The sequence below is a fragment of the Rothia sp. HMSC065B04 genome (assembly GCF_001812285.1).
Classification (GTDB): Bacteria; Actinomycetota; Actinomycetes; order Actinomycetales; family Micrococcaceae; genus Rothia; species Rothia mucilaginosa.
In genome coordinates, this window is record NZ_KV808406.1 from 279,301 (window position 1) to 304,158 (window position 24,858).

Here is a 24,858-nt window from a genome sequence, read left to right on the forward strand (position 1 = left end):
GTGTCAGAACGGGAACGAGCTGAAACCGCGCAGACCCAGCCGGAACAGCAGACCCAGCCGGAAGCACAGAACCAGCCGGAAGCACAGAACCAGCCGGAAGTAGGGAGCCAACCCGGTGGCCTGACCCCGGTGGAGCGCCGCATCCTTGAGGTGGAGCGCCGCCGCTTCAAGCACCAGGGCTCCAAAGAGAAGGCGATTATCGCCGCCGGATTCACGCCCATTGCCTACTACCAGCGCCTGAACGTGATGCTGGACGATGAGCGGGTACGCGCCGCAGCGCCGCAGATAATCGACGTTCTGCGCGCCCGCCGAGACACTGACTAGGGGCTCAAACTGGGAGAGCCGTGCGAGCTTTCCAACTCCTGCTTTTAGCCCTGCGCACCTCAAGTTCAACCAGAGATTGAACACTGTGCGGTGTCCGTCTCTTTCACAGCCGGTTGCGGGGCGTTCACGTTGGTTCTCGCTAGTTGAGACGGTACTCTAGGTACTAGAACACCAAGACCGCACCTTCCGCAGCCGCGCCCGCGCGCCCGGTAGGGCGGTACGGTACCAGCCGGTAAACAGAGACCCGTGAAATGAGGATAAATGAGCTACCCCCGCGACGAATTTGACGAGGTAGACGAAAACACCGCCCGCCGCGGAACCTACCGCGCGGTCAACGCTGACCCGGCAAAGAGCCCCAAGGGCGCTATCCCCCTGGTAGCTGCAGGCGTAGTTGGTCTGCTCATCGGCGGCGCAATGTACGTGTACGCGCCGCGCACCGCCTCCCCGCAGTATTCGGCGTCCACCGCGAAGAGTAGCTCCGCCCCCGCAAGCGCCTCTGCGTCCTCTGCGCCGGCTAAGGCTTCCGCCTCGGCAAGTGCTACGAAGACCGGTCTGGCTGAGTCCATCTCTGTGGCGGTCTACAATGCGGCGGCTCCGGCGGGTAGTGCATCTCGTGCGGCGGCTCTGCTGACCGGCTACACCATCAACGAGACGGCAAACTACACGGGTGCGGCACCGGCAACCAGCGTGGTCTACTACGCTGAGGGCTACCAGTCGCAGGCGCAGAGCATCGCCTCGAAGCTGGACATTTCGCAGGTGCGTCAGGCAACTTCCGATGTGCAGATGGGCAACCACGAGGTGATTGTGGTGCTGGCTTCCGATTACACCGGCTAGGCCCCGGCATCCGCCGCTTTGTAATTACAAACTTTCATCAACCCCACCCGTGCGATCCCACCGATGCACAGGGCGGGGTTGATGCTTTTAACACCCCTCCCGCACTCCCGGCGGGCACACCGGTAACGCCCCTTTTGACGGGGTTGATGAGCGCAGATTAAGCACTGGGCGATTAACCCTTCAACCTTGGGCTTAAACGTTTGCTCCATGCCGGTGCGGGTGCCACAATTGATGTAGCGTTCGGGTACTTTATGCCCTGCTCTGCCCGCGCCTCCGTAACGGGGGTGTTGTGGAGGGGCAGCCACCCGATTTTAGATGTACCGCACCCGCAAGGGTGAAGGAAAAAATCCGATCGTCCAGGAGGACACTTATGGCAAAGCTCATTGCTTTTGACGAAGAGGCACGCCGCGGCCTTGAGCGCGGTTTGAACACCCTCGCCGATGCAGTGAAGGTGACCCTCGGCCCCCGCGGCCGCAACGTTGTGCTGGAGAAGGCGTGGGGCGCCCCCACCATCACCAACGACGGTGTCTCGATCGCGAAGGAAATCGAGCTGGAGGATCCGTACGAGAAGATTGGTGCGGAGCTCGTCAAGGAAGTTGCTAAGAAGACTGACGACATCGCAGGTGACGGTACCACCACCGCTACCGTTCTGGCTCAGGCGCTGGTCCGCGAGGGCCTGCGCAACGTGGCTGCTGGCGCTGACCCGCTGAGCCTCAAGCGCGGCATTGAGAAGGCTGTTGAGGCTGTGACCGAGGCTCTGCTCTCCTCCGCGAAGGAAGTTGAGACCGAGGAAGAGATCGCTGCAACCGCGTCTATTTCCGCTGGCGACGCTGAGATCGGCAAGCTCATTGCTGAGGCAATGGAGAAGGTCGGCAAGGAAGGCGTCATCACCGTTGAGGACTCCAACACTTTCGGTCTGCACCTCGAACTGACTGAGGGTATGCGCTTCGACAAGGGCTTCCTGTCCGGTTACTTTGTGACCGACCCGGAGCGTCAGGAAGCAGTCCTGGAGGACCCCTACATCCTGGTTGTGAACCAGAAGATTTCGAACGTTAAGGACCTCGTCCCCGTCCTGGAGAAGGTCATGCAGTCCGGCAAGCCGCTGCTGATCGTTGCTGAGGACGTTGAGGGTGAGGCTCTGGCTCTGCTGGTGCTGAACAAGATGCGCGGTTCCATCAAGTCTGTGGCTGTGAAGGCTCCGGGCTTCGGTGACCGCCGTAAGGCTCAGATGGCTGATATCGCTATCCTGACCGGTGGCCAGGTCATTACCGAAGAGGTTGGCCTGTCCCTGGACGCAGCAACCCTGGACATGCTCGGTTCCGCTCGCAAGGTCGTTGTGACCAAGGACGAGACCACCATCATCGAGGGTGCAGGCGACGCAGCAGCTATCGAGGGTCGCGTGGCTCAGATTCGCGCAGAGATCGCTAACTCTGACTCTGACTACGACCGTGAGAAGCTGCAGGAGCGCCTGGCTAAGCTCGCCGGTGGTGTGGCTGTGCTGAAGGCTGGTGCGGCAACTGAGGTTGAGCTGAAGGAACGCAAGCACCGCATTGAGGATGCTGTGCGTAACGCTAAGGCTGCTGTTGAGGAGGGTATCGTCCCCGGTGGTGGCGTTGCTCTGATTCAGGCTGGCGTGAAGGTCTTCGACAAGCTGGAGCTGACCGGTGACGAGGCTACCGGTGCGAACATTGTGCGCGTGGCTATTGACGCACCGCTGAAGCAGATTGCTTCTAACGCTGGCCTGGAGCCGGGCGTTGTGGTTGACCGCGTTCGCTCCCTGCCTGCTGGTACCGGCCTGAACGCTGCGACCGGCGAGTACGAGGACCTGATGGCTGCTGGTATTGCTGACCCGGTGAAGGTGACCCGTTCGGCTCTGCAGAACGCTGCGTCGATTGCTGGTCTGTTCCTGACCACTGAGGCTGTTGTTGCGAACAAGCCGGAGCCCGCTGGTGCGGCTGCTCCCGGTGCGGACGCAATGGGCGGAATGATGTAATAACTTTTTGTCCCTGATGGGGCAAAAAGTTATGGAATCCGTGGCGCGCGAAGCGTGACACGGTGGTGACCTGGCGCTGGTACTCAAACCGGCGCAGGTCCACGCATCCGTATGAGGCGGGGGCGGCTACCCACGATGGGTGGCCGCCCCCGCTTTTTGTGTGCTTGTTTCTGATGCCCGCGCATCCTGCGTCTTTGACGGGCCGGCGGCGTGCCGGCTCGTGGAGGCGGTAAAATGGTGCCCCTATGGAATGTGCCTATTTTCGTGATGACCTCTGCTCCTCCTGCCCCAGCATTGAGACCGCCTACACCGCGCAGGTGCAGGCGAAGCAGGAGCATGCCCGCGCCCTGCTTGCCGCGTACCCGCAGCTGCAGTGGCTGGATCCGGTGACCAGTGCGGAGGCGGGCTTCCGCAACAAGGCGAAGCTTGTGGTGGGCGGTTCGGCGAAGAACCCGACCCTCGGCATTGTGGATTACCGTACGGGCGCATCCACTGATCTTGGCGAATGCCCGCTCTATATGGAGCCGATTCAGGCGGCTATTCCGGTGCTGCACGAGCTGATTCAGCGCGCAGATTTGACGCCCTATGACATTCCGAACCGTCGCGGTGAGCTGAAGAATATTCTGGTGACGGCTTCGGCGGCGGGCGAGCTGATGGTGCGTTTCGTGCTGCGTTCGAAGAAGCTTCTGGTGCCGATTCGCCGCCAAATGGACTGGCTGAATGAGCGGCTGCCGAACCTGGCGGTGCTGTCGGTGAACCTGCTGCGTGAGCCGGTAGCACGTGTTGAGGGTGACGAGGAGATTATTCTCTCGGAGCGTCAGACCCTGCCGATGCAGGTGAATGACCTGACCCTGCATTTGCGTCCGCAGAGCTTCTTCCAGACGAACACGAAGGTCGCTGAGGCGATGTACGCGCAGGGTCGTGAGTGGGTGCGTGAGGTGGCTCCGCGCTCACTGTGGGACTTGTACTGCGGCGTGGGCGGTTTTGCCCTGCATGCCGCTTCGGTGATGGACGGCGGTTCGGTGACGGGTATTGAGATTAGTGCGGAGGCGGTCGCTTCGGCGCAGCGCACGGTGGCTGAGTATGGGCTGGAGGGCGTGGACTTTTCGGCTCAGGATGCGCCGGAGTTCGCGGTGTCTTCGGGCGCGGTGCCGCAGATGCTGGTGGTGAATCCGCCGCGCCGCGGTATTGGTGAGAGCTTGTGTGCGTGGATTGAGGGTTCGGGTATTGACCGTGTGGTGTATTCGAGCTGTAACGCGGTGACTTTGGCGAAGGATCTGGAGCGTATGCCCTCGTATGCGCCGGTGCAGGGCCGTGTGCTGGACATGTTCCCGCATACGGACCACTATGAGGTTATGACGTTGCTGAAGCGCGGGTAGGTTTCTCGGGTCAAGCGCTCATTCCTATCCCAAGTCCGCGAGCAGATACATAACACTAGGGCGCGAGCAGGTGATTTTTGGCCGAGCAGGTAGTATTTTTCCTGCATGCTCGGCCAAAAATCACCTGCTCGCGGTGTTATCAGGGTTGCCCGCAACGTGGCGGAGGTGAGGCGATGATGCCCCGAGGCGATATACAGAGCACAGTCATGCACCCGCACGGCTCTTTGCCTCATTCCGCGATTCCTGCGCCCGTATCGCTCGCGCAGTCGGGCCGAGAATGAACGTGAATACGGTGGCGATGATGAAGAGTGCCCCTCCGGTAACAATGGTGTTGATCGCGCCGAACGCTGGTACCGCCCATCCGGTGATGAGGTACCCGACCATACCCGCTAGGGAGAAAACCACACCCATGAAGCTGTAGACGCGCCCGCGCATGTGTTCGTCGATAGCGTCTGCGAAGAGGACTTGCCCGAGCACTTCTTCGGGTCCGTAGAACATGCCCCAGATGAACCAGAGCACGAGTACCGCCCACAGCGCCGGGTGTAGTCCCATACTCAGACAAACGGCGCCGTAGCCGAGTCCGGAGATGCACATCCACCCGCGTTTGGTCATACGCACCCGCCCGGCGCCTGTACCGACGCCGAGTTTGGCTGAAAGCCAGGAGCTGATCACGCATCCGGCGGCGTAGACGGAAGTTGCGATTCCGAAGGCGGTGTAGTCGTGCCCGAGGCCGCGGGTGAGGTATTCGAGCATGGGCAGGGTGGTGATGGGTACGGCGGCGATGGAGAGGAACCAGAAGGTGAGCATACCGCGCACGATGGGGTTGTGTGCGGTGTAGGCGGCGCCTTCGCGCAGGAGTCTGCCGGTGTGGTGTTCCTGCACGGTGGCGGTGCGTTCGGCGTGGGTGAGGTCGTAGTTGCGTATGGTGGCGACGGTGAGGGCAGCGAGCAGGTTGAGGGTGCCTGCGAATCCGACGGCGAGGGCTGGGGTGGTGAAGGATGCGACGGCGGCTGCGATGGTGGGGCCGAGGGTTTGGGCGAGGAAGATGAGGCTGCCGCGGCGTGCCATGTATTTTTGGTAGTCGTCGCCGAGCAGGGAGGGCATGGCGGCGGAGGCTGCGGGGGATGAGAAGGTGCCGAAGGTTGAGACGAGGAATGCGATGGTGAGGAAGGCGGGTAGTCCTGCGGCGGCGTAGAGGGCTGGGGATGCGATGAGTAGGGCGGCGCTGGCGAGCCTGAAGCTGACGGTGAGGGTTTTGCGGTTGAATTTGTCGGCGATAGCGCCTGCGAATGGTGCGAAGAGGATGACGGGGACTGCCTCGACGACCATGACGATAGCGGAGTGGGCGAGGTCGCCGGTGGCGCCGTAGGTCAGCAGGGGCATGGCGATAGCTTGGATACTGGACGCAAGAGCATCAGAAACCTGCGCGGTCAGGAGCGTGAGCTGCCCGCGTGCGTTCAGCGGCGTTGCTGATGTGGGTTTTGCGGTCGCGTCTGGTGTGTTTGTTGGAATGCGCGACGCAGGTGATTCAGGGTGCTCAGGCGAAGGGTCTGTGGTGCGTCTCATAATACTGTGGATTCTATCACGGGTAAGAACGCTGTAACCGAGGCGAAACAAGACACAAGATGCGCGAGCAGATAACAGTCCGTTATCTTCTCGCCGAAATATTATCTGCTCGCGGTGTTATCGGGGTTGCCCGCAACCGGGCGGTGGCGTCTCGGACGGTTGTGTCCGAGGCGCCACCGCTTTTTCGTTCCCCTCTAGTGGGCGTGAAATTCTAACCCTGCGCTGTGAAATTCTGTGCGGCGAGAATACCCGCCACGTACGCCACCTGACCCACGTGCTGTGCCGCGTCGTCAATCAGACTGACTAGGCGCACCCCGCGAGTCACCGGCGGAGTCCACGAACGGTCAATAATCTCACTCAAATCAGCCTCGCTCAGCGTCTGCGCGTAGTCGGCGAGCGCCTCGCCGGTCGCCACAAGGTACTCCACCAACAGGGCAGAATCTTCAACCACGATGGAGCGTGCCTGCTCGGCGGTGTGGCCGTAACCCATGGTGTCGCCCAGCTCGCCCAGGTTGAAACGCTCCCTGAAGCCCTGAGCCTCCCAGACCTGCGGCTGACCATTCAGGGCGGAGAGCTGCATGTCCATTTGTCGTCCGGCGTGCCAAAGGAGCCAGGCGATAGAGTTCGGGTGCCCGCCCGGGTGGGCGTTGAGCGCCTCGGGGGATAGCCCCTTGACGGCTACGGCGGCTTCGGTGCCGGGGCGGCTGGCGGCGTCACGCAGAATATCGTGGGTTTTCATGGAATCCTCCTGACTGTGCTGGCTTCTCGTAGGCTGGCTTCTCGTAGGGAGCCGGTAGTTTTAGTCTACGCCCGCGCGGGCTGAGGGGTGGCTGTAGAGGGGGGGCTTCGTGTTTGTGGCGCGCATCATAGATATAAAACTTGACGGTGTAAGTTTCTACTGTCATAGTTGTACTTGTATCCGATACGGATACAACTAAAGTATGCGGCACACAACCCAGGAGGGGACATGGACACCAAATTCTCGGTAGCACTACACGTCCTAACGATGATCAGCGAAAGCGAAAAAACGCTCAGCTCCGAAGATCTCGCGCGTAGCGTCGGCACCAACGCCAGCTACATCCGCAAAATCATCACCCTTCTCAAAAAGGCAGACATCCTCAGCTCCCAGCGCGGCAAACCCGGCTACCAGCTCACCCGCCCGGCAGAGAACATTAGCCTCCTCGACATCTACCTCGCCGTCCAGGAAAGCCGCAGCATCAACCTCTTCCACACGCACCACAACGCGAACGAAGAATGCCCGGTCGGCGCCCATATCCTCCAGGCGGTCAACCCCATCTTCGAAGAAACCCAGCGGCACCTGGCTCAAGACCTCGCACAGCAAAGTCTGCGCAACGTCATCACAAACCTCTACACCGCGGCAGGAAAAACCCCACCCGCATAACCAGCTCAAACACGGCTAAACCCGGCACCAGAACTTACCGAATAACACCACACCCGAAAGGACACCCCCATGAAGGCAGCACAGATCGTTTCTTACAACAAGAACAACATCGCCCTCACCGTCACCGACGTACCCGCACCCCGCCCCGGCGCACAGCAGGTACTCGTCAAGGTCAGCACCGCAGGCGTCAACCCCCTCGACAACATGATTTCCCGCGGTGAAGTCAAGCTCATCACCCCCTACGCACTGCCCCAAATCGCAGGCAACGAAATCGTCGGCCGCGTAGAAGCCCTCGGCGAAGGCGTCACCTCCTTCAAGGTCGGCGAACGCATCTTCGCCCGCCTGCCGCTGAACAGCATCGGCGCTTTCGCGGAATACGTAGCCGTGGATGCGGCCGCCCTGGCTCGCGTACCCGAATACCTCAGCGACGAAGAAGCGGCGGGCGTTCCCCTGACCGCCCTGACCGTCATACAGGCATTCGACCTGATGGGCGCTCAGCCCGGCAAGACCATCTTCATCTCCGGCGGTACCGGTGGTGTGGGTGCCATGGCAATTCCCCTGGCAAAGGCTAAGGGCCTGACCGTCATCACTAACGGTAGCGCCTCCGGTAAGGAACGCGTGCTGGGTCTTGGCGCTGACCGCTTCATCGACTACAAGACCGAAAACTACGCTGAAACCCTCAGCGGTATTGACTACGTGCTCGACACCCTCGGTGGCGACGAGACTGAAAAGCAGATGAGCATCATGGCGCCCGGCGGCCAGCTCGTCTCCCTGCGCGGCATGCCCAACAAGGCATTCGCACAGCGCATGGGTATGCCCTTCTGGAAGCAGCTGCTCTTCGGCGTGGCAGGTCGCACCATGGACCGCAAGGCACAGAAGTACGGCGTGACCTACCACTTCATCTTCGTCGAATCTAACGGCGCGCAGCTGCAGCAGGTTGCTGACATCTTCGCTGAGCGTCAGATTAAGCCCTCCATCGACACTGTCTTCCCCTTCGAAGACGTCAACGCCGCCCTGGACAAGGTCGCTAACGGCCGCTCCAACGGCAAGACCGTCATCTCCTTCACCGCATAAGCGCCTCACTCAACGAAAAGAAGAATCGTGTCTTACCTCGAAACCCCCACCCGCCACATCTCCGTCAACAACCAGAAGATTGCCTACCGAGAACTCGGCGAAGGCAACTCGGACATTCCGCTGGTCATGCTTGTGCACCTCGCCGCCACCATGGACGACTGGGACCCCAAACTGCTTGACCTGCTCGCTGAGCGCCAGCACCTAATCGTGATGGACCTGCCCGGCGTGGGTTCCAGCGAAGGCTCTGTTGCGACCACCATCCCCGGTATGGCTCACCAGGCAGCAGAAATTATTCAGGCCCTCGGCTACCAGAAGGTCAACCTGCTGGGCCTGTCCATGGGCGGCATGATCGCTCAGGAAGTTGTACGCGCCTACCCCGCCCTCATCAACCGCCTGGTGCTGGTCGGTACCGGCCCGCGCGGCGGCGCAGGAATCGACGCCGTCACCGGAACCACCTTCGGCTACATGGCGCGTGCAGCCCGCGAGAAGATCAGCCCCAAGCGCTACATCTTCTACACCCACGACGCGCAGGGCGGTATTGAGGCGCAACGTGTACTGGACCGTATGGATGCCCGCACCGAGGCGCACCGCGGTGCCCCGATGAAGGTTGTCGGCTTCCTGCGTCAGCTGGTGGCTATTCGCCGCTGGGGCAAGCAGCCGCAGGACGATATGGCATACATTGCCCAGCCCACCCTCATCGTCAACGGTGAAACTGACATGATGGTGCCCAGCGTCAACTCCTACGATATGCACCGCAAGGTTGCCCAGAGCGAGCTGAAGATGTACCGCCGTTCCGGTCACGGTGCTCTCTTCCAGTGCGCAGATGAGTTCGCTGAGGACCTGCTGAAGTTCCTGGAAAGCTAGAGTCCCATACGAAGCCCCTACCATCCTGTGTAGTGCCTCCTGCGCAGCACCTCCTGTGCAGTGTGTCCAGCGCAGTGCGGTAGGGGCTTTGCTCATGTCCTAGCGGTGGGTGGGGGCGTGAATTGGGGTGGCAAGAAAAAATGTGGCGCACGGGAATAATACTCATTTCTTTCCGTTGAACTCTGTGAAAACATCATCATCTAAATTTCACAGGAGAATATTATGACCACCCCCGCTCAGTTGCACTTTGACATGGTCGTCATCGGCTTCGGCAAGGGCGGCAAGACCCTCGCTGGCGCATACGCCAAGACCGGTAAGAACGTTGCCCTCATCGAACAGTCCACCGGCATGTACGGCGGCACCTGCATCAACATTGGTTGTGTACCCACCAAGGCGCTCGTGCACCGCGCCGACGAGTTCCGCGCCAGCGGCGAGCGCACCCTTGAAGAGGCAAACGCCGCCTACGAATCCGCCGTGGTTTTCCGTGACAAGCTGACTGGCATGATGCGCGCCAAGAACCGCGAGATCCTGCTGTCCAACGAGACCGCTAAGCTCATTGACGGTCACGCACGTTTCATCTCCGACACCGAGGTTGAGGTCACCGCGGGTGAGGACACCCTGCGCGTTACCGCCGACTACTTCATCGTCAACACCGGTGCCGTGTCGGTTATCCCGCCGATTGAGGGTATCCGCGAATCTGAGCGTGTGCTCACCTCCACCGAGCTGCAGAAGCTCACCCCGCGCCCCAAGCGCCTGGGCATTATCGGTGGCGGCCCCATCGGTGTTGAGTTTGCCGGTATTTTCTCCTCCTACGGTACCGAGGTGACCATTTTGGATGGCGCACCCGCCCTCTTCGGCCGCTACGACGAGGATGTTGCCCAGGTTGCCCGCGAGATTATCGCAGACCAGGACATTACCGCTCACACCGGCGTGCGTGTGCAGTCCTTCAAGGACGGCGCTGACTCGGTGACCGTGACCTACCTCGACTCCGAGGGCGCTACCCGGGAGCTGGAGGTGGACTACGTGATGGTTGCGACCGGCCGCAAGCCCGCCACCGAGGGTCTGGGTCTGGAGAACACCAGCATCGAAACCAATGACCGCGGCGCAATTGTCGTGGATGAGCACCTGCGCAGCACCGTGCCGAACATTTTTGCGCTCGGTGACGTGAACGGCGGCCCGCAGTTCACCTACATCTCCATGGATGACTACCGCGTGGTACTCTCCCAGCTGGTCGGTGACGGTTCCCGCTCCACTAAGGACCGCAAGGCAGTGGCTTCGACCATTTACATGAACCCGCCGCTGTCTTCCGTGGGTCTGACCGAGCGTGAGGCAATCGAGGCTGGCCACAAGGTGAAGGTCGCTTCGAAGCCGGTTGCCGCGGTTGCCGCGATGCCGCGCGCGAAGACCCAGGAGAACCCGCGCGGCATCATGAAGTTCGTGATTGACGCGCAGACCGACCAGGTTCTGGGTGCCCAGCTGCTGGTAATCGAGTCCATGGAGGTTATTAACCTGGTGGCTCTGGCGATGCGCCACGGCATTACTGCTTCGCAGCTGCGCGATGAGATTTACACTCACCCCTCGATTACTGAGGGCCTGAATGAGGTTCTTGCCGTCGCGGCGCCCGTAAATTAGTTGAACTAGAATCGCGTCTGGATTCGCGGTTCGTATAGCGTTTCTGCTTGTCTGAGTGCTTCCCTGCCCGTCCCACCCGTTGTGCTGTCAACGGAGGTGCGGGTGGGGAAGCATTTTTGTTAAGGCTCATATATACCTAGTAGCTAAGCATGCCCTAAGATGGTTATGAGATAAGCGCAAGCTCACCGATTGGGTGGTCAGCGCGAGAGGGCTCGGAAGAGACACCCACTCGCGGCTACAGCCACCACACCACACCGCCTGCGCCGCGCATACAACCGAAAACCAAAGGCACGAACCGGGAGAATCATGGCACTGCCCAAAATCAAGCCCTACACCTACGTCGACCGTGAACACAGCAACCGAGTGAGCTGGCCCGTGGACCCCTCCCGCGCTGTACTGCTCGTACACGACATGCAGGTACACTTCGTCCAGGCTTTCGAAGGCGCCAACCTGGGTGAGGGCAACGACAACCCGGACGCCCAGATCAACATCGCCATTCGGAACCTGCGCCGCCTCATTGACGCCGCCCACGCCGCCGGAATCCCGGTCTACTACACCGCGCAGCCGCCGCGCCAGAACCCCGAAGACCGCCGCCTGCTCATCGATTTCTGGGGCGACGGCCTGCAGAACGACGAGTCCGCCCGCGTGCTTGACGAACTGGCACCCACCGACCGCGACACCGTGCTGACCAAGTGGCGCTACTCCGCGTTCGTGCGCAGCCCCTTCGAGGACCTGCTCAAGGAGTCCGGTCGCGACCAGCTCATTATCGGCGGCGTGTACGCGCACATTGGCTGCCTGACCACCGCCCTGGAGGCGTTCATGCGTGACATTCAGCCGTTTATGGTTGCGGACGCGCTCGCCGACTTCTCGGAGGAGGAGCACCGCATAGCGTGCGAGTACGCTTCGGGTCGTTGCGCCCGCGTGCTGAACACCGCCGATGTACTCGCCGACCTGCATGCTGCAGAAGGTGCTGAGAAGGCTGAGACTGCTGAGGAGGCGCGCGCATGAGCTGGGTCATTGTGACCGGCGCGAACGGCGGTATTGGTGAGGCAACCGTCCACCAGCTCATCAAGAACGGTTATTCGGTGTTTGCGGCTGACCTTGCGGAGCAGCCCATTGCTTCCTTCGGTACCTACGGGGACGCGATCTTCCGCTACCGCGCCGTAGACGTTACGAGCGAAGAGTCCGTCACCGCCCTCGCCAACGCTGTAGCGGCACTCGACGAACCCATCACCGGCGCAGTGCTCGCCGCGGGCATCGCCCACAGCCAGCCGCTGCTGGAAACCAGTTTCGCGACCTGGAAGCGCCTGCACGCGGTCAACTCCGACGGCGTGTTCCTGTGCCTGCGCGAATTCGCGCGCATCATGATTGACCAGCAGGAGACCGACCCGGCGAACAGCCGCTCCCTGGTGACGGTCGCCTCCAACGCGGCACGTGTGCCCCGCGCGGAGTTTGGTGCCTACGGTGCATCGAAGGCCTCGGCGGCGCGCGTGAGTTCCAGCTTCGGTCTGCAACTTGCCGCGCACGGTATTCGCGTGAACTCGGTCTGCCCCGGCACCACCCGAACCCCCATGGTGACTGACGCCTGGGAGGGTGAGGACCGCTCCGCCCTGCCGGTTGCCGGTAACCCGGAAACGTTCCGCCTGGGCATTCCGCTGCGTCGTATTGCCGACCCGGCAGATATTGCAGCGGTCAACGCTTTCCTCATTTCGGAGGCAGCACGCCACATCACCATGCAGGAGATTGTCGCTGACGGCGGCGCGACCCTCTAACGGCACCCCGCGTCCGGCGTTTAGATGCCCGGCGCGAACCCACACACCACTGATAGAAATACGATGACGAACCTTCCCGACTTTATCTTTGCCACCGGCACCCGCGTCCTGCGCGCATCCGGTGCGATGACCCCTGTAACCTTCGATAATGCCCTGGACGAGGCGAAACGTGCCGGTAGCGCCGTCGTGGGTCTGATTCCTTTTGACCCTGATATGCCCGCCTACCTCTTCGTGCCTGAACGCATGGAGGAGCAGCAGGTGCCGGTCCCCGAGCAGACCGTGGCGCTTGCCGAACCGGTATCGGTCACCGGCCGCCAGAACGACCGGTTCCGTGCCGCCGTGGCGACCGCCGTGGAGCGCATGAAGGCGGGTGAGCTGAGCAAAATCGTGCTTTCGCGTGTGCTCACCGCCCGCTACGCACCCGGCGCTCTCAACCTGGAAGCGCTGTACAACAACCTGCGCGCCCAGCAGCGTTCCGCATTCAACTTTGCGGTGCGCCTGCCCGAGGGCGAGCGCGGCATGAGCGGAAGCTACCTGATGGGTGCCTCCCCGGAGCTGGTGTTCCGCACCGAGGGCCGCGCCTTCAAGACCCACCCGCTTGCCGGTAGCGCCCCGCGCATTGCCGAGCCCGGTAGCGCCGAGGACGAAGCGATTCGTGACCGTCTGTTCGCCTCGCCGAAGGACCGCCACGAGCACGCCTACGTCATCAACGATATTGCCGAGCGCCTGGCACCCATCGCCGAGGAGCTGAACGTGCCGCAGGTGCCCTCGCTGCTGCAGACCCCGCAGCTGTGGCACCTGGCGACCCCCATCGACGGCGTGTTGAAGGAGGGGCTGACTTGCCTGGACGGTGCCCGCGCGATCCACCCGACTCCCGCGATTTGCGGTGCCCCCACTGAGAAGGCGCTGGAGCTGATTCGCCAGCTGGAGTCTTTCGAGCGCCGCTACTTTGGCGGTCTGGTCGGCTACATGGACGCCGAGGGTAACGGCGAGTGGGCGTTGGTGCTGCGCTGCGCCCAGGTCAGCCCGGATGAGGCGGTGCTGTACGCGGGTGCGGGTATTGTGGCTGAGTCCGACCCGGAGCTGGAGCACACGGAGACCGGTACGAAGCTCGGTAGCTTTGGCCGCGCCCTGGGCGTGGATACCCTGGGTGAGGATACCCCTTAGGCTCTGTCTTGAACGCCTTGACGAGGCAGAATACAACGACTGAATAAAACGACGGAACGCGCTCGCTGGCATGGCGGGCGCGTTCCGTCGTTGTATCAGGTGTTAGGGGATTGAGCGCGACTAATCGGTGAGCAGGCGCTTGAGCTCCAGGGGAGTAGCCACCGGCAGAAGCTGAGCCTCAATCTGCGCGGGCTCACCCTCGGTCGGGTTCTCCACTGCCAGGGCGATGAGCATCTTCTGCGCATGCTCGGGGTTCTCCGCGTCGGGCAGTGCCACGGGTACCCACTGCAGGCTAAAGCTTCGCTCGATAGCCTCGCCGCCGCCCTGAGGTGTGGGTGCGCTAAAGGTAGCACGCGCGGTCAAGCTGTCCTGAGTCAGTACACGTAGGGCGGTCGGCTCGGGAGTGCCGCTGCCCAGAAGGTCCCCCGGGACCTCCTCGTTCATGGCAAGTTCGAGCGCATCCAGCAGTGCATCGGTGAGCTGCACCCGAACCAAGGACGGCACCACGCTCAGACCGTGGCCGGTCGCCTTGAGCACCGCCTCCTTAGCGGTCCACAGTGCCACCGAGAGCAGGTGCAGTACGGGCGCGGGGCGTTCCTGCGCCGCCCGCTCATAGAACGAGCGTTCTTCATTGGAGAGCGCTAGGCGCGCAAAACCAGAGAACAGGCGCGCATCCAGGGTCTCAACATCCACGCCGAGCACCGCCGAAGAATTACGACTAAACGCACCCACCACCAGCGGGTTTACCTGCGACATATTGAAATTCACGCCCGCAATACGCGGCTTACCGTGCTTCTTGCCGCTGGTGCACAGGGTGCAGGAACGATCCACCTCAATCTCAGAAGCGGCACTGGACGGCACATCCAGACGAGCCGCCGCCATGGCGCGCATGAGCGCCTGAGTGCTCAGGTAGCTGACCGCCGCCGTGGAGGTCGGCAACTGCGCCGCATGCTGCTGCTCGGCAAGACCCAGGTAGCTCAACCAGCTAAAACGCAGGGAACCGTACATGGTGCGGGTGGGAAGAGCGAAAATCTGCACGCGCTCGCTCGGACGGGCGGTAGGGTGCTCCGGGTGCTGTGCGCTGGGTGTTTCGGTGGCAGAATAGCTCATAGGTTTAGTGTACCCGCCCGGCTATGGTGGGCTCCTATAGGTTGTCCACAGCCGTGACCGCGCGCTACGCACCCTTGCCGCCGGTGCGGTAAAGTCATCACAGACATCATTACGGACAGCCGCCCGCACGATAGAGCGGCGGCGCAGAAAGAAGGTACCGTGAACAGCACGCAAGAGATCATTGCCGCCGCAGACGGCTCGGCGCTGGGCAACCCCGGACCGGCGGGCTGGGCATGGTATATCGACGACGACCACTGGGCGAGCGGAGGCTGGGCGCACGGCACCAACAATATGGGTGAGCTCAAAGCTGTCCTGGACCTGTTCGAGGCGACCGCATCCCGCCCGGAGGCGAAGCTGCGCGTGTACTGCGATAGCCAGTACGTCATTAACTCGCTGACCAAGTGGATGCCCGGCTGGAAGAAGAAGGGCTGGAAGAAATCCGACGGCAAGCCCGTGCTCAACCGCGATCTTCTGGAGGCGCTGGATCAGGCGCTGACCGGCCGCGACTACGAGTTTATTTGGGTCAAGGGCCACGCGGGTCACGAGCTCAACGAGAAGGCGGACTCCCTGGCGAATGGTGCTGCGCGTGCCTATCAGGAGGGACGCGAACCCGCGCACGGCCCCGGCTTCGGCGCGTCTGCTGAACCCGCTACTGCGGCTGTGGAGCCTGTGGAGGCTCCGGCTGTTGAAGCGCCGATTGTGAACGCTCCGGCTGCAGAACCTGCCCTCTCTGAGGTTGCGCTCTCTGGGGCAGCGCCCTCCGAGTCTTCCGCGGACGCCCACCTGCCCGTGCAGGAATTCACCGCAGCCGAGATTGAGAACGCCCAGCGCGGCGTGGAGAGCCTGCGCCTGTCCGGTCTGCTGCGCCCCGCCTCCGCGGTGAACGCCCCCGACCCGGAGGCGGTCCGCACCCGCAAGGAACAGCTGGCGCTCGCGGCAGAGCGTGCCGCTGAGCGTGACGCAAAGGCACTGGCACGCCAGCAGGAGGAGACCGCTCAGCAGGCATCGAGTGCCGCGCAGGCGGAAGAAGAGGATGACCTGACCGGTCTGGAAGAGTTCGCAGGTCTGGACCCGAACGATGTTGACCCGGCGGAACTGCTGGGCGAGACGGAAGCGCACGCAGAAGAGCAGGCGGTAGAGCCCGCCGCGGCGCCCGCACAGACCGTAGAGCCCGCTCAGGTTGAGGCACCCGTGAAGGACGCACCCGCTTCTGCCCCTGCGGCACCCGCGGCACCCGCTCTGAACCCTGAGGAAGCCTCCGCCGCAGAACAGCTGCTCGAAAGCCGCGGCTCCGCCATGGAAGCAGCGCAGCTGGAGTCCATGCTGCACGAGCGTCTGGTGTGGGTGACCGCCACCGGTAAGTCGGTGTCCCGCTCCTCGGTGTTGCAGTACCGCGAACGCGCCTTCACTCAGCAGGGTGCCCCGCTCAAGCAGGGCGTGCAGGTGCTGGATTCTTCTAGCGTGCTGGTCATGGCGGCGGTTGCGACCGCGCGTGGTCGCGTGAGCCGTTCGAGCATTTGGCATTACGATGCTGAGCGCGGCCTGTGGCGTTTGCGTTTCCGCCAGGAGACCCCTGCTTCCTAAAGCTCAGCTCCTAACGCTCAGCTCCTAAGGATTGGGCTCTTGGGCGCAAAGATTTCCGTGCAATAAAACCCCGCCGCATCCTCAATTGCGAGGATGCGGCGGGGTTTTCTCAATAGATGTTCGCCGCCTTCTGGCGAATCTGGCGGGCGGTGTGCCGTGCGGCCGGACCTTTTAGCCGCCCGGTCTACCGCCTGCCTGCGGGTGGGCTTCTGGGCTTATTGCCCTGCCCCCTTAGCCGACGAACATGGAGGCGTTAGCCTGCTCGGTGTCTGCGTAGTTCACACCTGCGCGGGTGAGTGCCTCGTTGATCTGGGTGATGGATGCTTCGACCTGGCGCTGGGTTGCGTGCCACTGGTCCAGTACGCCCTGGAAGTTAGCGGATGCGGAGCCGGTCCAGGAGCTCTGCAGATCGTGCAGGGATGCGGTCATACCGTTGACGTCTGCGGTGATGGATGCGACGTAGGATCGTGCCTGTGCACTCTTGGCTGCGATGACTTCGGAATCGACATTGAACTGTGCCATGGTTTTCTCCTTTGAGATATGTGAGATGGGTGGGGCGGTTGCCCCGTGGTGGTGCTTGGGGTTTGGATCTCTGGAAGGGTTGAGTTCCTGACCGGAAGCTTGTTATCACTATATCTTTCAAAATGCATCAAATAAGCTAAAAAATGATGTTTCGATAAATCTGTGGATAAACCCGCCAGATTCACTCCAGCACCTCGAAAAAATCGAAAACCCGCCCGAAAATGACGCCGCCATGACGCGCGCTAGGTTGCTCCCGCTATTCTTAAACCGCACAGCTTCTCCTTACTCGCACTCTCCTCACTTGCACCGCCGCGAGTTGTCATCCCGCCTCCCGGGCACGGCAAAACCCCCGAACCGTAGAACACTCAAGTTCCACAATCCGGGGGCTTATGCATCAGTGCTACTTCATCAGCTGATCGTCCGAGACGGGCGGCGGGTAGAACGGCAAAGAAATCACGAAGGTAGCACCGCCACCATCGGTCTCTTCAATATGAATCCTGCCCTCATGCTGCTCGATAATCGCAGCCACAATGGACAGACCCAGACCCGTACCGCCGGTCTCACGCGAACGTGAAGCATCGGTGCGGTAGAAACGCTCGAAGACGCGCTCGCGGTCTTCGCCGTGAATACCGGGGCCGTGGTCGCGCACCTCCAGCACGGACAGCGGGAAGCCGGGAACCTCTTCGCGCACGCCCACCGCAATCTCCAGGGGAGAGCCGTCGGGGGTGTAGCGCATGGCGTTGGTCAGCAGGTTCGCCACGACCTGACGCAGGCGTGATTCGTCGCCGAGCACGGTTGCGGAGGTCGGTGCCACCTCTTCGTTCAGACCCACCAGGGACACTGCACGGTCGGGTGCCGTAGCGTAGGCGTCGTTACTAGCGTCCACTGCCAGGTTGAACAGGTCGAAGGGCGCCAGCTTGGATTCGCGGCGCTCATCAATACGCGCCAGGGTCAGCAGGTCTTCCACGAGCTGACCCATACGCTTGGACTCCGATTCGATGCGGCTCATCGCGGTAGCGACAGCCTCGTCGGTCGGTAGCGCTCCCTGACGGTACAGCTCCGAGTAGCCTCGAATACTGACCAGAGGGGTGCGCAGCTCATGCGAAGCGTCACCCACGAAGCGGCGCATTTTCGCCTCGCTCTTCTCGCGGGCTTTGAAGAGCATTTCAATCTGGGTGAGCATCGTGTTCAGCGAAACCGCGAGGTTACCGATCTCGTTGCTGGGGTTGTAGTCCTCAATACGCTGAGAGAGGTCACCGGCAGCGATCTTGGCGGCGGTCTGCTCCACGCGAGCCAGCGGCTCGAAGGTGCGGGTCACAATCACCCAGGTCATCGCAATCGCGGAGGCGAGAGTCGCCAAACCAAACGCGAAGGTCAGCACACCCACGAGGGCGACCACCTGGTTCGTTTGTTTCAGCGGCATGGCAATAACCAGGGATGCCGCCTCCGTCAGCCCAGAAGAATCTTTTGATTCAATGGGTACGGCGAGCACACGCCAATCGGAGGAGCTGCCCACCGAATTGACGGTGACCGCCTCTTCGTTTTGCTTGCGAACCTTCTCTTCGGTCCAGCCTTGCAGTGCCGGCTCGCTGAACTGTTCGCTGTCCTCGGACTTGAGCGAGTACAGTACGTTGCCGTCCTTGTCGAGCAGGTACAGGCGGTAGGTGCTCAGGGATTGTTCCTGATTGCCGGAGGGGCGCACGGTCGCCAGCTGCACGAGTGAGGGGGCGCTGTTCTTCATCTCTTCGTCCAGCTGGTGCACCATCTGGGCGCGCAGAGCGGAAATCGCCACCAGGCTCGTCACCGCAATGGAGAGGGCGATGAGCATGGAGGTGATGAGCACCAGCTGGGTGCGAAGGGAAAGAGACTGGGGGATCCGGTCGAGGGGTTTGAGCGCCACGTTAGCCTCGAGAACCGCGAATCATGTAGCCCACACCGCGCTTGGTGTGGATGAGCGGCTCGTGGTTTTCACGGTTGTTGTCGATCTTGCGGCGCAGGTACGAAATGTAGGACTCAACGATGGAGGAGTCGCCGTTGAAGTCGTACTCCCACACGTGGTCGAGAATCTGCGCCTTGGACAGCACGCGGTTGGCGTTGAGCATCAGGTAGTGCAGCAGGTTGAACTCGGTGGGGGAGAGGTCAATCTCTTCGTCACCGAGGAACACTTCGTGGGTGTCCACGTTCAGGGTGAGTGCGTCAACGCGCAGTACGGCGTCGTCCTCTTCCTGGATGCTGCGGCTACGGCGCAGAATAGCGCGGATGCGGGCGATTACCTCGTCGAGGGAGAAGGGCTTGGTGACGTAGTCGTCGCCGCCAGCACCCAGACCGGTGACTTTGTCTTCGGTGGCGTCCTTCGCGGTCAGGAAGAGCACGGGGGTGGTGGTGCCGTTTTCGCGCAGGCGGCGGGTCACCTCGAAGCCGTCCATGCCGGGCATCATGACGTCCAGGACGATGAGGTCGGGGTTTTCGGCGTGTGCCTTTTCGAGGGCTTCGCGGCCGTTGCCGGCGGTGACTACTTCAAAACCGGCGAAACGCAGGGAGGTGGCGAGCAGTTCAAGAATGTTGAACTCGTCATCGACGACTAGGAGTTTTGCTTCAGCAGACATACTCTATCTTTCTCTCTGAATGGCAGGCTGTACTTGATAAGTGAATGATGTGTGTGTGAGCTTGCGGCTCAAATCTTTATGCCTTGTTGCGGCGCATGACCGACAGAATGAGTGCGGCCATGAGGGCGATAAAGGCGACGGGTAGGAGGACCAGCGGAATCTGGCTCATGAGGGCGGGCGGCGTTGCCCCAACCCACTTCATCACGAGCATGGCAACTCCGGTGAGCAGACAAAGCAGGGCGAGAATCGCGCCGCCTGCACCGAGCCAGCGGATGGCTCCGGCGTAGGGAAGGGGCGCGGGCGCCTGGTCTGCGGTACTGCGCGTGTCCTGTACGGGTTCATTACTCATAAATTTAACCGTATCAGCTCACACACAGCTGTTAATGGGTGAAGCCCCAGATTTAGCGGTTTGAGACTCAAATTCACAGCGTATGCGAAGCTTGGAGCGGGCGCCGCACTGTTTGCGCACGCGAGATGCTTTAATAGGGGTATGTCTGAACAGGTTATTGAACTGCTCCCCGAAACTACGCCCGCTACTGACGCGCCTGCAGAGTCCGTTGTGCCTTCTGCCGCGCCTGAGAGCGCTGACGAGGGTAGCGCTGTACCTGCTGAGACTCAGCCCTCCGTGAACGCTGAGGAGCCTGAGGTGGCTGAGACGCCTGCTGAAGAATCTGCTTCCGAGGAATCCGCTACCGAAGAAACTGAACAGAACGAAGACTCCACCCCCGACCCCTTCACCCCGCTGGATGAAGAGGTAGGTGTCCCCTCCCTGGGTGTTCCGCACAAGCTGCGCCGCACCTCCAAGGTGGATGAGATTCTTGCCGCCGCTAAGGACGTAGCGCTGCAGGGTGTGCGAGAGATCGCCCCGGCACACGCTATCGGTCTGGTTCACCACGTGCGCGCCGAGGAAGAGCGCCTGAGCACTCACCTGTTTGAGTGCACCCTGCCCGGTTACCGTGGCTGGTTCTGGTTCGCGACCCTCTCGCGTGCGCCTCGCTCCCGCGTGGCAACGATCTGCGAGGTTGGTCTGCTGCCCGGTGATGATGCGCTCATCGCTCCGGATTGGGTTCCGTGGGCTGACCGTGTTCGCCCGGAAGACCTGGAGGAGAACGCCGCGCAGGAGAACGCAGAGTCTGATGCTGAGAAATCTGCTGAGTCCGGTGAGCCCGTAGAGAACAACTCGGCGGAGAGTGAAACCGCGCAGAACGCTTCTGCTGCAGAGGAAACTGCCGAGGCTGAGTCCGCAGAATAGAGCCTACTATCCACTCCTCTTACTAAGGGGCGGGCTAACAAAATGTATATATAAGGTGTTGTATTGAGTCGTCCAACGGTTATTGTTGGGCGACTCAATGACTTAAGCCGTGGCAAAAGCCGCTGAAAAAGTACATAATAGATTATTGAATAAGTAACGACTTAGGCAGTGCTATCTAAGCACTGTTGCGGTGATAGCTGGGAGAGATATATGACAGACCTTATCGATACCACAGAGATGTATTTGCGCACCATCCTCGAACTGGAGGAAGAGGGCATTGTCCCCATGCGTGCGCGCATTGCTGAACGACTGGAGCACTCCGGCCCGACCGTTTCCCAGACTGTGGCACGTATGGAGAAGCACGGCCTGCTCACCGTTGAGCCGGATCGCCACCTCGAACTGACTGAGGAAGGCCGCCACAAGGCGGTTGAGGTGATGCGTAAGCACCGCCTGGCTGAGCGCCTGCTCTCCGACATTATTGGTCTGGAACTTGAGTACGTGCACGAAGAGGCATGCCGCTGGGAGCACGTCATGAGTGACAAGGTGGAGAAGCGCATCCTGGGGATGCTCAAGGATCCCAAGTTCTCCCCGTACGGTAACGCTATCCCCGGCCTGGAGGACCTGGGCCACACTAGCGAGAAGAATGATGAGCGCACCGTGCCCATGTCCCTGGCTGCACGCGACTCCGGTCCCGAGGATCGTTTCACCATTTCTCGCTTCCCCGAGTCCATTCAGACTGATGTTGAGCTGCTGAAGCTACTGGCTGACGCAGGTATTGTCTACGGCGCTTCGGTGTCCGTGGTTGCTGGCCAGAACGATGACGTGATTGTTCACGCCGATGGTGAAGAGGACACCCTCTCCCTGGATATGGACGTGGCAAACGCAATTGTGGTCAAGCGCGGTGGCAGCCTCTAAGCTCCAGCTTTGAGAGTCTACTATCCCGCTTCACGCTTTAAATGGTGGTACCGCCTTCTTACTTGAGGAGGCGGTACCACCGTTTTTTGTGCCGTTGACTCCCCGGGATCCGGCACTGTCTTAGATAGTGGATGATTTAGCTCAAGAATCGGCGCAAAATGCCGTATATAAGGGAAGAAACGGACAAAAGCGGAGGAATGCGGCGTATTCGGGCTACAAAAGGTGGGCTAAGCGACGTATATCAGTAGTTCAGACTACCCTCACGTGAGCGAGCATATACTCCTCTCTTAACTTTTTGGCAACTGCGCTTGAGTGCATTTTTCGCGTTTTTCGCTTAAATCTGAGGTTAAAACTGAGAGACACGCCGGTTTCTGAGCGGGTAATGGGCGCAAAATCTTAAGAGACGAGGCTCATTTTTAAGAGTTTTGAACCATGCCCTTAAGGGGTGGTGGTGCATTAAAAGCGAATGTGCATCCTTGTGAAATGCCTAGTCAAACGCCTTAAGTTGCTTAAGCATCCGCAGATAAACGAGGTTCTGGTCGTTCAAGCTCGCTCCGTTCCTCCGGGGGTGAAAGCTCAAAATTTAAGTTCGATTGAGGTGACAACTGGGAGTTTTCTGTGTATTCTCTTTTCTGTGCCCAAATCCTAATCGTAAGAGGGCACCGTCGAAGCGGTTCCGCTGAGTTCTGCCAACGCTTCGATGAACGTCTACCCAATATGGCAGAAGCGGGGGACCCAATCCCCAAGCTGGGATACGGCTTCTCAATCGAGAGGCCTCGGGGCTAAGTCACTTCGGTGGCCGAGCGAATCCATGCTCGAGTCCGACAGCTCACCTCGTCAGGCAATGGAGGAATTACCAATGGCTAACAAGATCGTACGTACCGCAGGCGCAACCCTCGCAGCAGGCGCAATCCTGCTCGGCTCGACCGTTCCCGCGAACGCATTCGCACAGATCCCCGCTGCAGCTGACCTGTCCTACGACTACACCAACTACGAGTTCGACTACACCAGCTACAACACCCCCGCAACCACCTACGTTGCACCCCAGGTTCAGGCACAGCAGACCTACGTTGCACCCGCTGCAGCTCCGGCACCCGCAGTTGAGACCTCCTATGTAGCACCCCAGGCTGAGGCACAGCAGGCTTACGTCGCTCCTCAGGCTGAGGCACAGCAGGCTTACGTTGCACCCGCTGCAGCTCCGGCACCCGCAGCTTCCTCCGCTTCCACCGGTAACGCATCCCGCGACGCAATCGTTGCAACCGCAATGAGCGGTCTGGGCGGCTCCTACGTTTGGGGCGGCAAGACCTTCGGTGCATGGGACTGCTCCGGCTTCACCTCCTGGGTTTTCGCTCAGCACGGCATCAAGCTGACCGCTTTCACCTACGCAATGAAGAACGAGCTGCGCCCGACCGCTAACCCCCAGCCCGGCGACATCGTCTTCCAGAACGGCTACAGCCACGTTGGTATCTACCTGGGCGACGGCAAGATGATTTCCGCTCTGAACCCCAGCTACGGTACCCTGGTGCACCCCACCTCCTGGATGTCCGTTGACGGCTACTACACCGCTCTCTAAGCCTTAGTGCATAAGAGCTGGGTCTAGCCCAACATACTTCTCAAAAGGCGCCTACCCCGCACGGGGTGGGCGCCTTTTGCGTACCCGAGATTTGCGTACCCGAGAGATTCCATGAAAATACCGCCGAGAGCGCACCTTAGTATGGGCGCATTCTCGGCGGTATGTGTTTTAGATGTATGCGGCTAGGACGCGAGAACCTGCAGAAGCCCCTGCGGGTCCTGCGCCCACTCGCTGAGCTCAGCACGCAGATTAGCCCGCGCGGGCTCCTCCCAGAGCTGCAGACCCTCCTCGGAGAGGAAGATGCGCTTACGACCCAGGATCGAACGCAGGAAGGTCATGCGACCGGCACGGAACGCCTCATCGTCAAAATGGGAGTACTCGCTACGCACCCCGCGCAGGTAGCGGCGGTAGCGTGCCGAATCAGCCGCCAGGATAGCCATATCGGCATCGAGGAAAAACTGAATATCCGCTGGCTCATAGCCCGCCGGTAGATCGGCAGACTCGGGCAGCTTGTGGGTTGCCGTGGCACGCACCAGAAGGCTCACCATCTGCAGCTCGTCACCACTGAGCAGGCCCGCGGTAACCAGCGGCTCCAGGGAGATGTTCGCCAGCTGCTCGCTACGGCGCTCATCCTCACCCGGCGCGCCCTCGTACACCGCGTCGTGGAACCACGCCGCCAGAACCAACGCCAGGGGAGTAGAACCCTGCGTGCGGTATGCGTAGAGGCGGTCCAGATCAGTGAGCATCTGCGAAAGGTGCCCGCTGTGGTGGTAGGCGCGGTGCGGCTGCTCCCACGCCTGCAACAGGCTCTCACCCAGCTCCGCGACCTGTTGCTGGAATGTAGCGGGAGCCTTCTCGAGGCGGGGTGCAAACGCCGCCTCCCAGGCGCGAAGCAGGCGCGGGCGAATCTTCTCGGGGCGTTCCTTTAGGGGAATCCGCAGACCGCTGGCAATGAGCGTGCGAGTCAGCTGCGCGCCGCTGAGCTCCTTCGCGCCCGCCCGTACTAGATCCTCGTAGAGGTGCGCCGGAACGTCGTAGTGGTCGCGGTCGAAGGCGCGTTCACTGATGCCCGCTGCTGCGGCGAACTCGTGCAGTTCCGCCAGGGATGCATCGGAGATGAGGTGCGAGAAGACGGTGCCGTGCGCGGGCCAGGTGGGCGGGTCAATGTAGATGCTCATTCGTACATTGTAGGAGCGGTTCTGCCGCCGGGTGCGGGTGTCCTCAAGCGGTGAACACAGGGCGGTGAACACGGGCTGTGCGGACCCTTGGTGCGGGGTGCTTTATACTGG

At 61.2% G+C, this 24,858-nt stretch carries 23 protein-coding genes and 1 riboswitch; of the genes, 15 read left to right on the top strand and 8 right to left on the bottom strand.

What is annotated here, in order from left to right; all coding sequences use genetic code 11:
• The 4 genes from HMPREF2845_RS01250 (at position 1) to rlmC (ending at position 4,530) form a co-directional block, all read left to right on the top strand.
• Entirely contained in the window at positions 1–324 is a 324-nt protein-coding gene (locus HMPREF2845_RS01250; RefSeq protein ID WP_070633685.1) for a DUF3263 domain-containing protein, read from the top strand.
• A 261-nt stretch (positions 325–585) separates the two neighbouring features.
• Positions 586–1,158 carry a LytR C-terminal domain-containing protein gene (locus HMPREF2845_RS01255; RefSeq protein ID WP_049353953.1) on the top strand — a complete coding sequence of 191 codons (573 nt, stop codon included), beginning with the start codon at positions 586–588 and terminating at the stop codon, positions 1,156–1,158.
• A gap of 370 nt (positions 1,159–1,528) precedes the next feature.
• The gene (gene groL / locus HMPREF2845_RS01260) at positions 1,529–3,151 is read left to right on the top strand and encodes a chaperonin GroEL (RefSeq protein WP_070633686.1); all 1,623 of its coding nucleotides are present in this window, start codon (positions 1,529–1,531) and stop codon (positions 3,149–3,151) included.
• A gap of 245 nt (positions 3,152–3,396) precedes the next feature.
• A complete protein-coding gene (rlmC, locus tag HMPREF2845_RS01265) occupies positions 3,397–4,530 on the top strand; it encodes a 23S rRNA (uracil(747)-C(5))-methyltransferase RlmC (RefSeq protein WP_070633687.1) in 1,134 nt (377 codons plus the stop codon).
• Positions 4,531–4,734: 204 nt separating this feature from the next.
• On the opposite strand, the gene HMPREF2845_RS01270 is transcribed toward rlmC, so the two are convergent.
• Both HMPREF2845_RS01270 and HMPREF2845_RS01275 read right to left on the bottom strand, forming a co-directional pair.
• Positions 4,735–6,096, bottom strand: a complete 1,362-nt coding sequence (locus HMPREF2845_RS01270; protein WP_246824527.1) for an MFS transporter — start codon at positions 6,094–6,096, stop codon at positions 4,735–4,737.
• A gap of 211 nt (positions 6,097–6,307) precedes the next feature.
• Positions 6,308–6,835, bottom strand: coding sequence for a mycothiol transferase (locus HMPREF2845_RS01275; RefSeq protein ID WP_070633688.1), 528 nt, complete (start codon positions 6,833–6,835; stop codon positions 6,308–6,310).
• Positions 6,836–7,063: 228 nt separating this feature from the next.
• On the opposite strand from HMPREF2845_RS01275, the gene HMPREF2845_RS01280 reads away from it, so the two are divergent.
• The 7 genes from HMPREF2845_RS01280 (at position 7,064) to HMPREF2845_RS01310 (ending at position 14,007) form a co-directional block, all read left to right on the top strand.
• Positions 7,064–7,498 carry an Rrf2 family transcriptional regulator gene (locus HMPREF2845_RS01280; RefSeq protein ID WP_049338383.1) on the top strand — a complete coding sequence of 145 codons (435 nt, stop codon included), beginning with the start codon at positions 7,064–7,066 and terminating at the stop codon, positions 7,496–7,498.
• A gap of 69 nt (positions 7,499–7,567) precedes the next feature.
• Positions 7,568–8,572: an NADP-dependent oxidoreductase gene (locus tag HMPREF2845_RS01285; protein ID WP_070633689.1), complete on the top strand. Its 1,005-nt coding sequence runs from the start codon at positions 7,568–7,570 to the stop codon at positions 8,570–8,572.
• A gap of 27 nt (positions 8,573–8,599) precedes the next feature.
• On the top strand, positions 8,600–9,436 hold the full coding sequence (locus HMPREF2845_RS01290) for an alpha/beta fold hydrolase (RefSeq protein WP_070633690.1): 837 nt from the start codon (positions 8,600–8,602) through the stop codon (positions 9,434–9,436).
• Positions 9,437–9,658: 222 nt separating this feature from the next.
• Entirely contained in the window at positions 9,659–11,068 is a 1,410-nt protein-coding gene (locus HMPREF2845_RS01295) for an FAD-dependent oxidoreductase (protein WP_070633691.1), read from the top strand.
• Positions 11,069–11,374: 306 nt separating this feature from the next.
• The gene (locus HMPREF2845_RS01300; RefSeq protein ID WP_005504521.1) at positions 11,375–12,076 is read left to right on the top strand and encodes an isochorismatase family protein; all 702 of its coding nucleotides are present in this window, start codon (positions 11,375–11,377) and stop codon (positions 12,074–12,076) included.
• Positions 12,073–12,840 carry an SDR family oxidoreductase gene (locus HMPREF2845_RS01305; RefSeq protein ID WP_049343152.1) on the top strand — a complete coding sequence of 256 codons (768 nt, stop codon included), beginning with the start codon at positions 12,073–12,075 and terminating at the stop codon, positions 12,838–12,840. Before HMPREF2845_RS01300 ends, HMPREF2845_RS01305 begins: the two co-directional genes overlap by 4 nt.
• A gap of 63 nt (positions 12,841–12,903) precedes the next feature.
• The gene (locus HMPREF2845_RS01310; RefSeq protein WP_070630023.1) at positions 12,904–14,007 is read left to right on the top strand and encodes an isochorismate synthase; all 1,104 of its coding nucleotides are present in this window, start codon (positions 12,904–12,906) and stop codon (positions 14,005–14,007) included.
• 120 nt (positions 14,008–14,127) lie between these two features.
• On the opposite strand, the gene HMPREF2845_RS01315 is transcribed toward HMPREF2845_RS01310, so the two are convergent.
• Positions 14,128–15,117 (bottom strand): 4'-phosphopantetheinyl transferase family protein, encoded by a 990-nt coding sequence (locus HMPREF2845_RS01315; RefSeq protein ID WP_070633692.1) that lies wholly within the window; start codon positions 15,115–15,117, stop codon positions 14,128–14,130.
• A 159-nt stretch (positions 15,118–15,276) separates the two neighbouring features.
• On the opposite strand from HMPREF2845_RS01315, the gene HMPREF2845_RS01320 reads away from it, so the two are divergent.
• Entirely contained in the window at positions 15,277–16,701 is a 1,425-nt protein-coding gene (locus HMPREF2845_RS01320) for an RNase H family protein (protein WP_070633693.1), read from the top strand.
• A 231-nt stretch (positions 16,702–16,932) separates the two neighbouring features.
• On the opposite strand, the gene HMPREF2845_RS01325 is transcribed toward HMPREF2845_RS01320, so the two are convergent.
• From HMPREF2845_RS01325 to HMPREF2845_RS01340, 4 genes are all read right to left on the bottom strand, one after another.
• Positions 16,933–17,223 carry a WXG100 family type VII secretion target gene (locus tag HMPREF2845_RS01325; RefSeq protein ID WP_005504526.1) on the bottom strand — a complete coding sequence of 97 codons (291 nt, stop codon included), beginning with the start codon at positions 17,221–17,223 and terminating at the stop codon, positions 16,933–16,935.
• A 400-nt stretch (positions 17,224–17,623) separates the two neighbouring features.
• A complete protein-coding gene (locus HMPREF2845_RS01330; RefSeq protein WP_070633694.1) occupies positions 17,624–19,123 on the bottom strand; it encodes a sensor histidine kinase in 1,500 nt (499 codons plus the stop codon).
• A 1-nt stretch (position 19,124) separates the two neighbouring features.
• Positions 19,125–19,829 carry a response regulator transcription factor gene (locus HMPREF2845_RS01335; RefSeq protein ID WP_049326988.1) on the bottom strand — a complete coding sequence of 235 codons (705 nt, stop codon included), beginning with the start codon at positions 19,827–19,829 and terminating at the stop codon, positions 19,125–19,127.
• A gap of 76 nt (positions 19,830–19,905) precedes the next feature.
• A complete protein-coding gene (locus HMPREF2845_RS01340) occupies positions 19,906–20,178 on the bottom strand; it encodes a hypothetical protein (RefSeq protein ID WP_070542974.1) in 273 nt (90 codons plus the stop codon).
• A gap of 141 nt (positions 20,179–20,319) precedes the next feature.
• Here HMPREF2845_RS01340 and HMPREF2845_RS01345 point away from each other — a divergent pair, with 141 nt between their 5' ends.
• From HMPREF2845_RS01345 to HMPREF2845_RS01355, 3 genes are all read left to right on the top strand, one after another.
• Positions 20,320–21,081, top strand: a complete 762-nt coding sequence (locus HMPREF2845_RS01345; RefSeq protein WP_070542971.1) for a DUF3027 domain-containing protein — start codon at positions 20,320–20,322, stop codon at positions 21,079–21,081.
• A gap of 210 nt (positions 21,082–21,291) precedes the next feature.
• On the top strand, positions 21,292–21,996 hold the full coding sequence (locus HMPREF2845_RS01350) for an iron-dependent transcriptional repressor DtxR (protein ID WP_070542967.1): 705 nt from the start codon (positions 21,292–21,294) through the stop codon (positions 21,994–21,996).
• Positions 21,997–22,695: 699 nt separating this feature from the next.
• Positions 22,696–22,855, top strand: a riboswitch (cyclic di-AMP (ydaO/yuaA leader).
• Positions 22,856–23,569 (top strand): C40 family peptidase, encoded by a 714-nt coding sequence (locus HMPREF2845_RS01355; protein WP_070633695.1) that lies wholly within the window; start codon positions 22,856–22,858, stop codon positions 23,567–23,569. It abuts the riboswitch before it with no gap.
• Between the two features lie 182 nt (positions 23,570–23,751).
• Here HMPREF2845_RS01355 and HMPREF2845_RS01360 read toward each other — a convergent pair whose 3' ends face one another.
• The gene (locus HMPREF2845_RS01360) at positions 23,752–24,747 is read right to left on the bottom strand and encodes a DUF4031 domain-containing protein (protein ID WP_070633696.1); all 996 of its coding nucleotides are present in this window, start codon (positions 24,745–24,747) and stop codon (positions 23,752–23,754) included.
• Positions 24,748–24,858 lie beyond the last annotated feature (111 nt).

Coding starts and splice junctions, on each gene's coding strand:
- HMPREF2845_RS01255 (WP_049353953.1), top strand. CDS start 586: ATGAGCTACCCCCGCGACGAATTTGACGAGGTAGACGAAAACACCGCC.
- groL (WP_070633686.1), top strand. CDS start 1,529: ATGGCAAAGCTCATTGCTTTTGACGAAGAGGCACGCCGCGGCCTTGAG.
- rlmC (WP_070633687.1), top strand. CDS start 3,397: ATGGAATGTGCCTATTTTCGTGATGACCTCTGCTCCTCCTGCCCCAGC.
- HMPREF2845_RS01270 (WP_246824527.1), bottom strand. CDS start 6,096: ATGAGACGCACCACAGACCCTTCGCCTGAGCACCCTGAATCACCTGCG.
- HMPREF2845_RS01275 (WP_070633688.1), bottom strand. CDS start 6,835: ATGAAAACCCACGATATTCTGCGTGACGCCGCCAGCCGCCCCGGCACC.
- HMPREF2845_RS01280 (WP_049338383.1), top strand. CDS start 7,064: ATGGACACCAAATTCTCGGTAGCACTACACGTCCTAACGATGATCAGC.
- HMPREF2845_RS01285 (WP_070633689.1), top strand. CDS start 7,568: ATGAAGGCAGCACAGATCGTTTCTTACAACAAGAACAACATCGCCCTC.
- HMPREF2845_RS01295 (WP_070633691.1), top strand. CDS start 9,659: ATGACCACCCCCGCTCAGTTGCACTTTGACATGGTCGTCATCGGCTTC.
- HMPREF2845_RS01300 (WP_005504521.1), top strand. CDS start 11,375: ATGGCACTGCCCAAAATCAAGCCCTACACCTACGTCGACCGTGAACAC.
- HMPREF2845_RS01305 (WP_049343152.1), top strand. CDS start 12,073: ATGAGCTGGGTCATTGTGACCGGCGCGAACGGCGGTATTGGTGAGGCA.
- HMPREF2845_RS01310 (WP_070630023.1), top strand. CDS start 12,904: ATGACGAACCTTCCCGACTTTATCTTTGCCACCGGCACCCGCGTCCTG.
- HMPREF2845_RS01315 (WP_070633692.1), bottom strand. CDS start 15,117: ATGAGCTATTCTGCCACCGAAACACCCAGCGCACAGCACCCGGAGCAC.
- HMPREF2845_RS01325 (WP_005504526.1), bottom strand. CDS start 17,223: ATGGCACAGTTCAATGTCGATTCCGAAGTCATCGCAGCCAAGAGTGCA.
- HMPREF2845_RS01335 (WP_049326988.1), bottom strand. CDS start 19,829: ATGTCTGCTGAAGCAAAACTCCTAGTCGTCGATGACGAGTTCAACATT.
- HMPREF2845_RS01340 (WP_070542974.1), bottom strand. CDS start 20,178: ATGAGTAATGAACCCGTACAGGACACGCGCAGTACCGCAGACCAGGCG.
- HMPREF2845_RS01345 (WP_070542971.1), top strand. CDS start 20,320: ATGTCTGAACAGGTTATTGAACTGCTCCCCGAAACTACGCCCGCTACT.
- HMPREF2845_RS01350 (WP_070542967.1), top strand. CDS start 21,292: ATGACAGACCTTATCGATACCACAGAGATGTATTTGCGCACCATCCTC.
- HMPREF2845_RS01355 (WP_070633695.1), top strand. CDS start 22,856: ATGGCTAACAAGATCGTACGTACCGCAGGCGCAACCCTCGCAGCAGGC.
- HMPREF2845_RS01360 (WP_070633696.1), bottom strand. CDS start 24,747: ATGAGCATCTACATTGACCCGCCCACCTGGCCCGCGCACGGCACCGTC.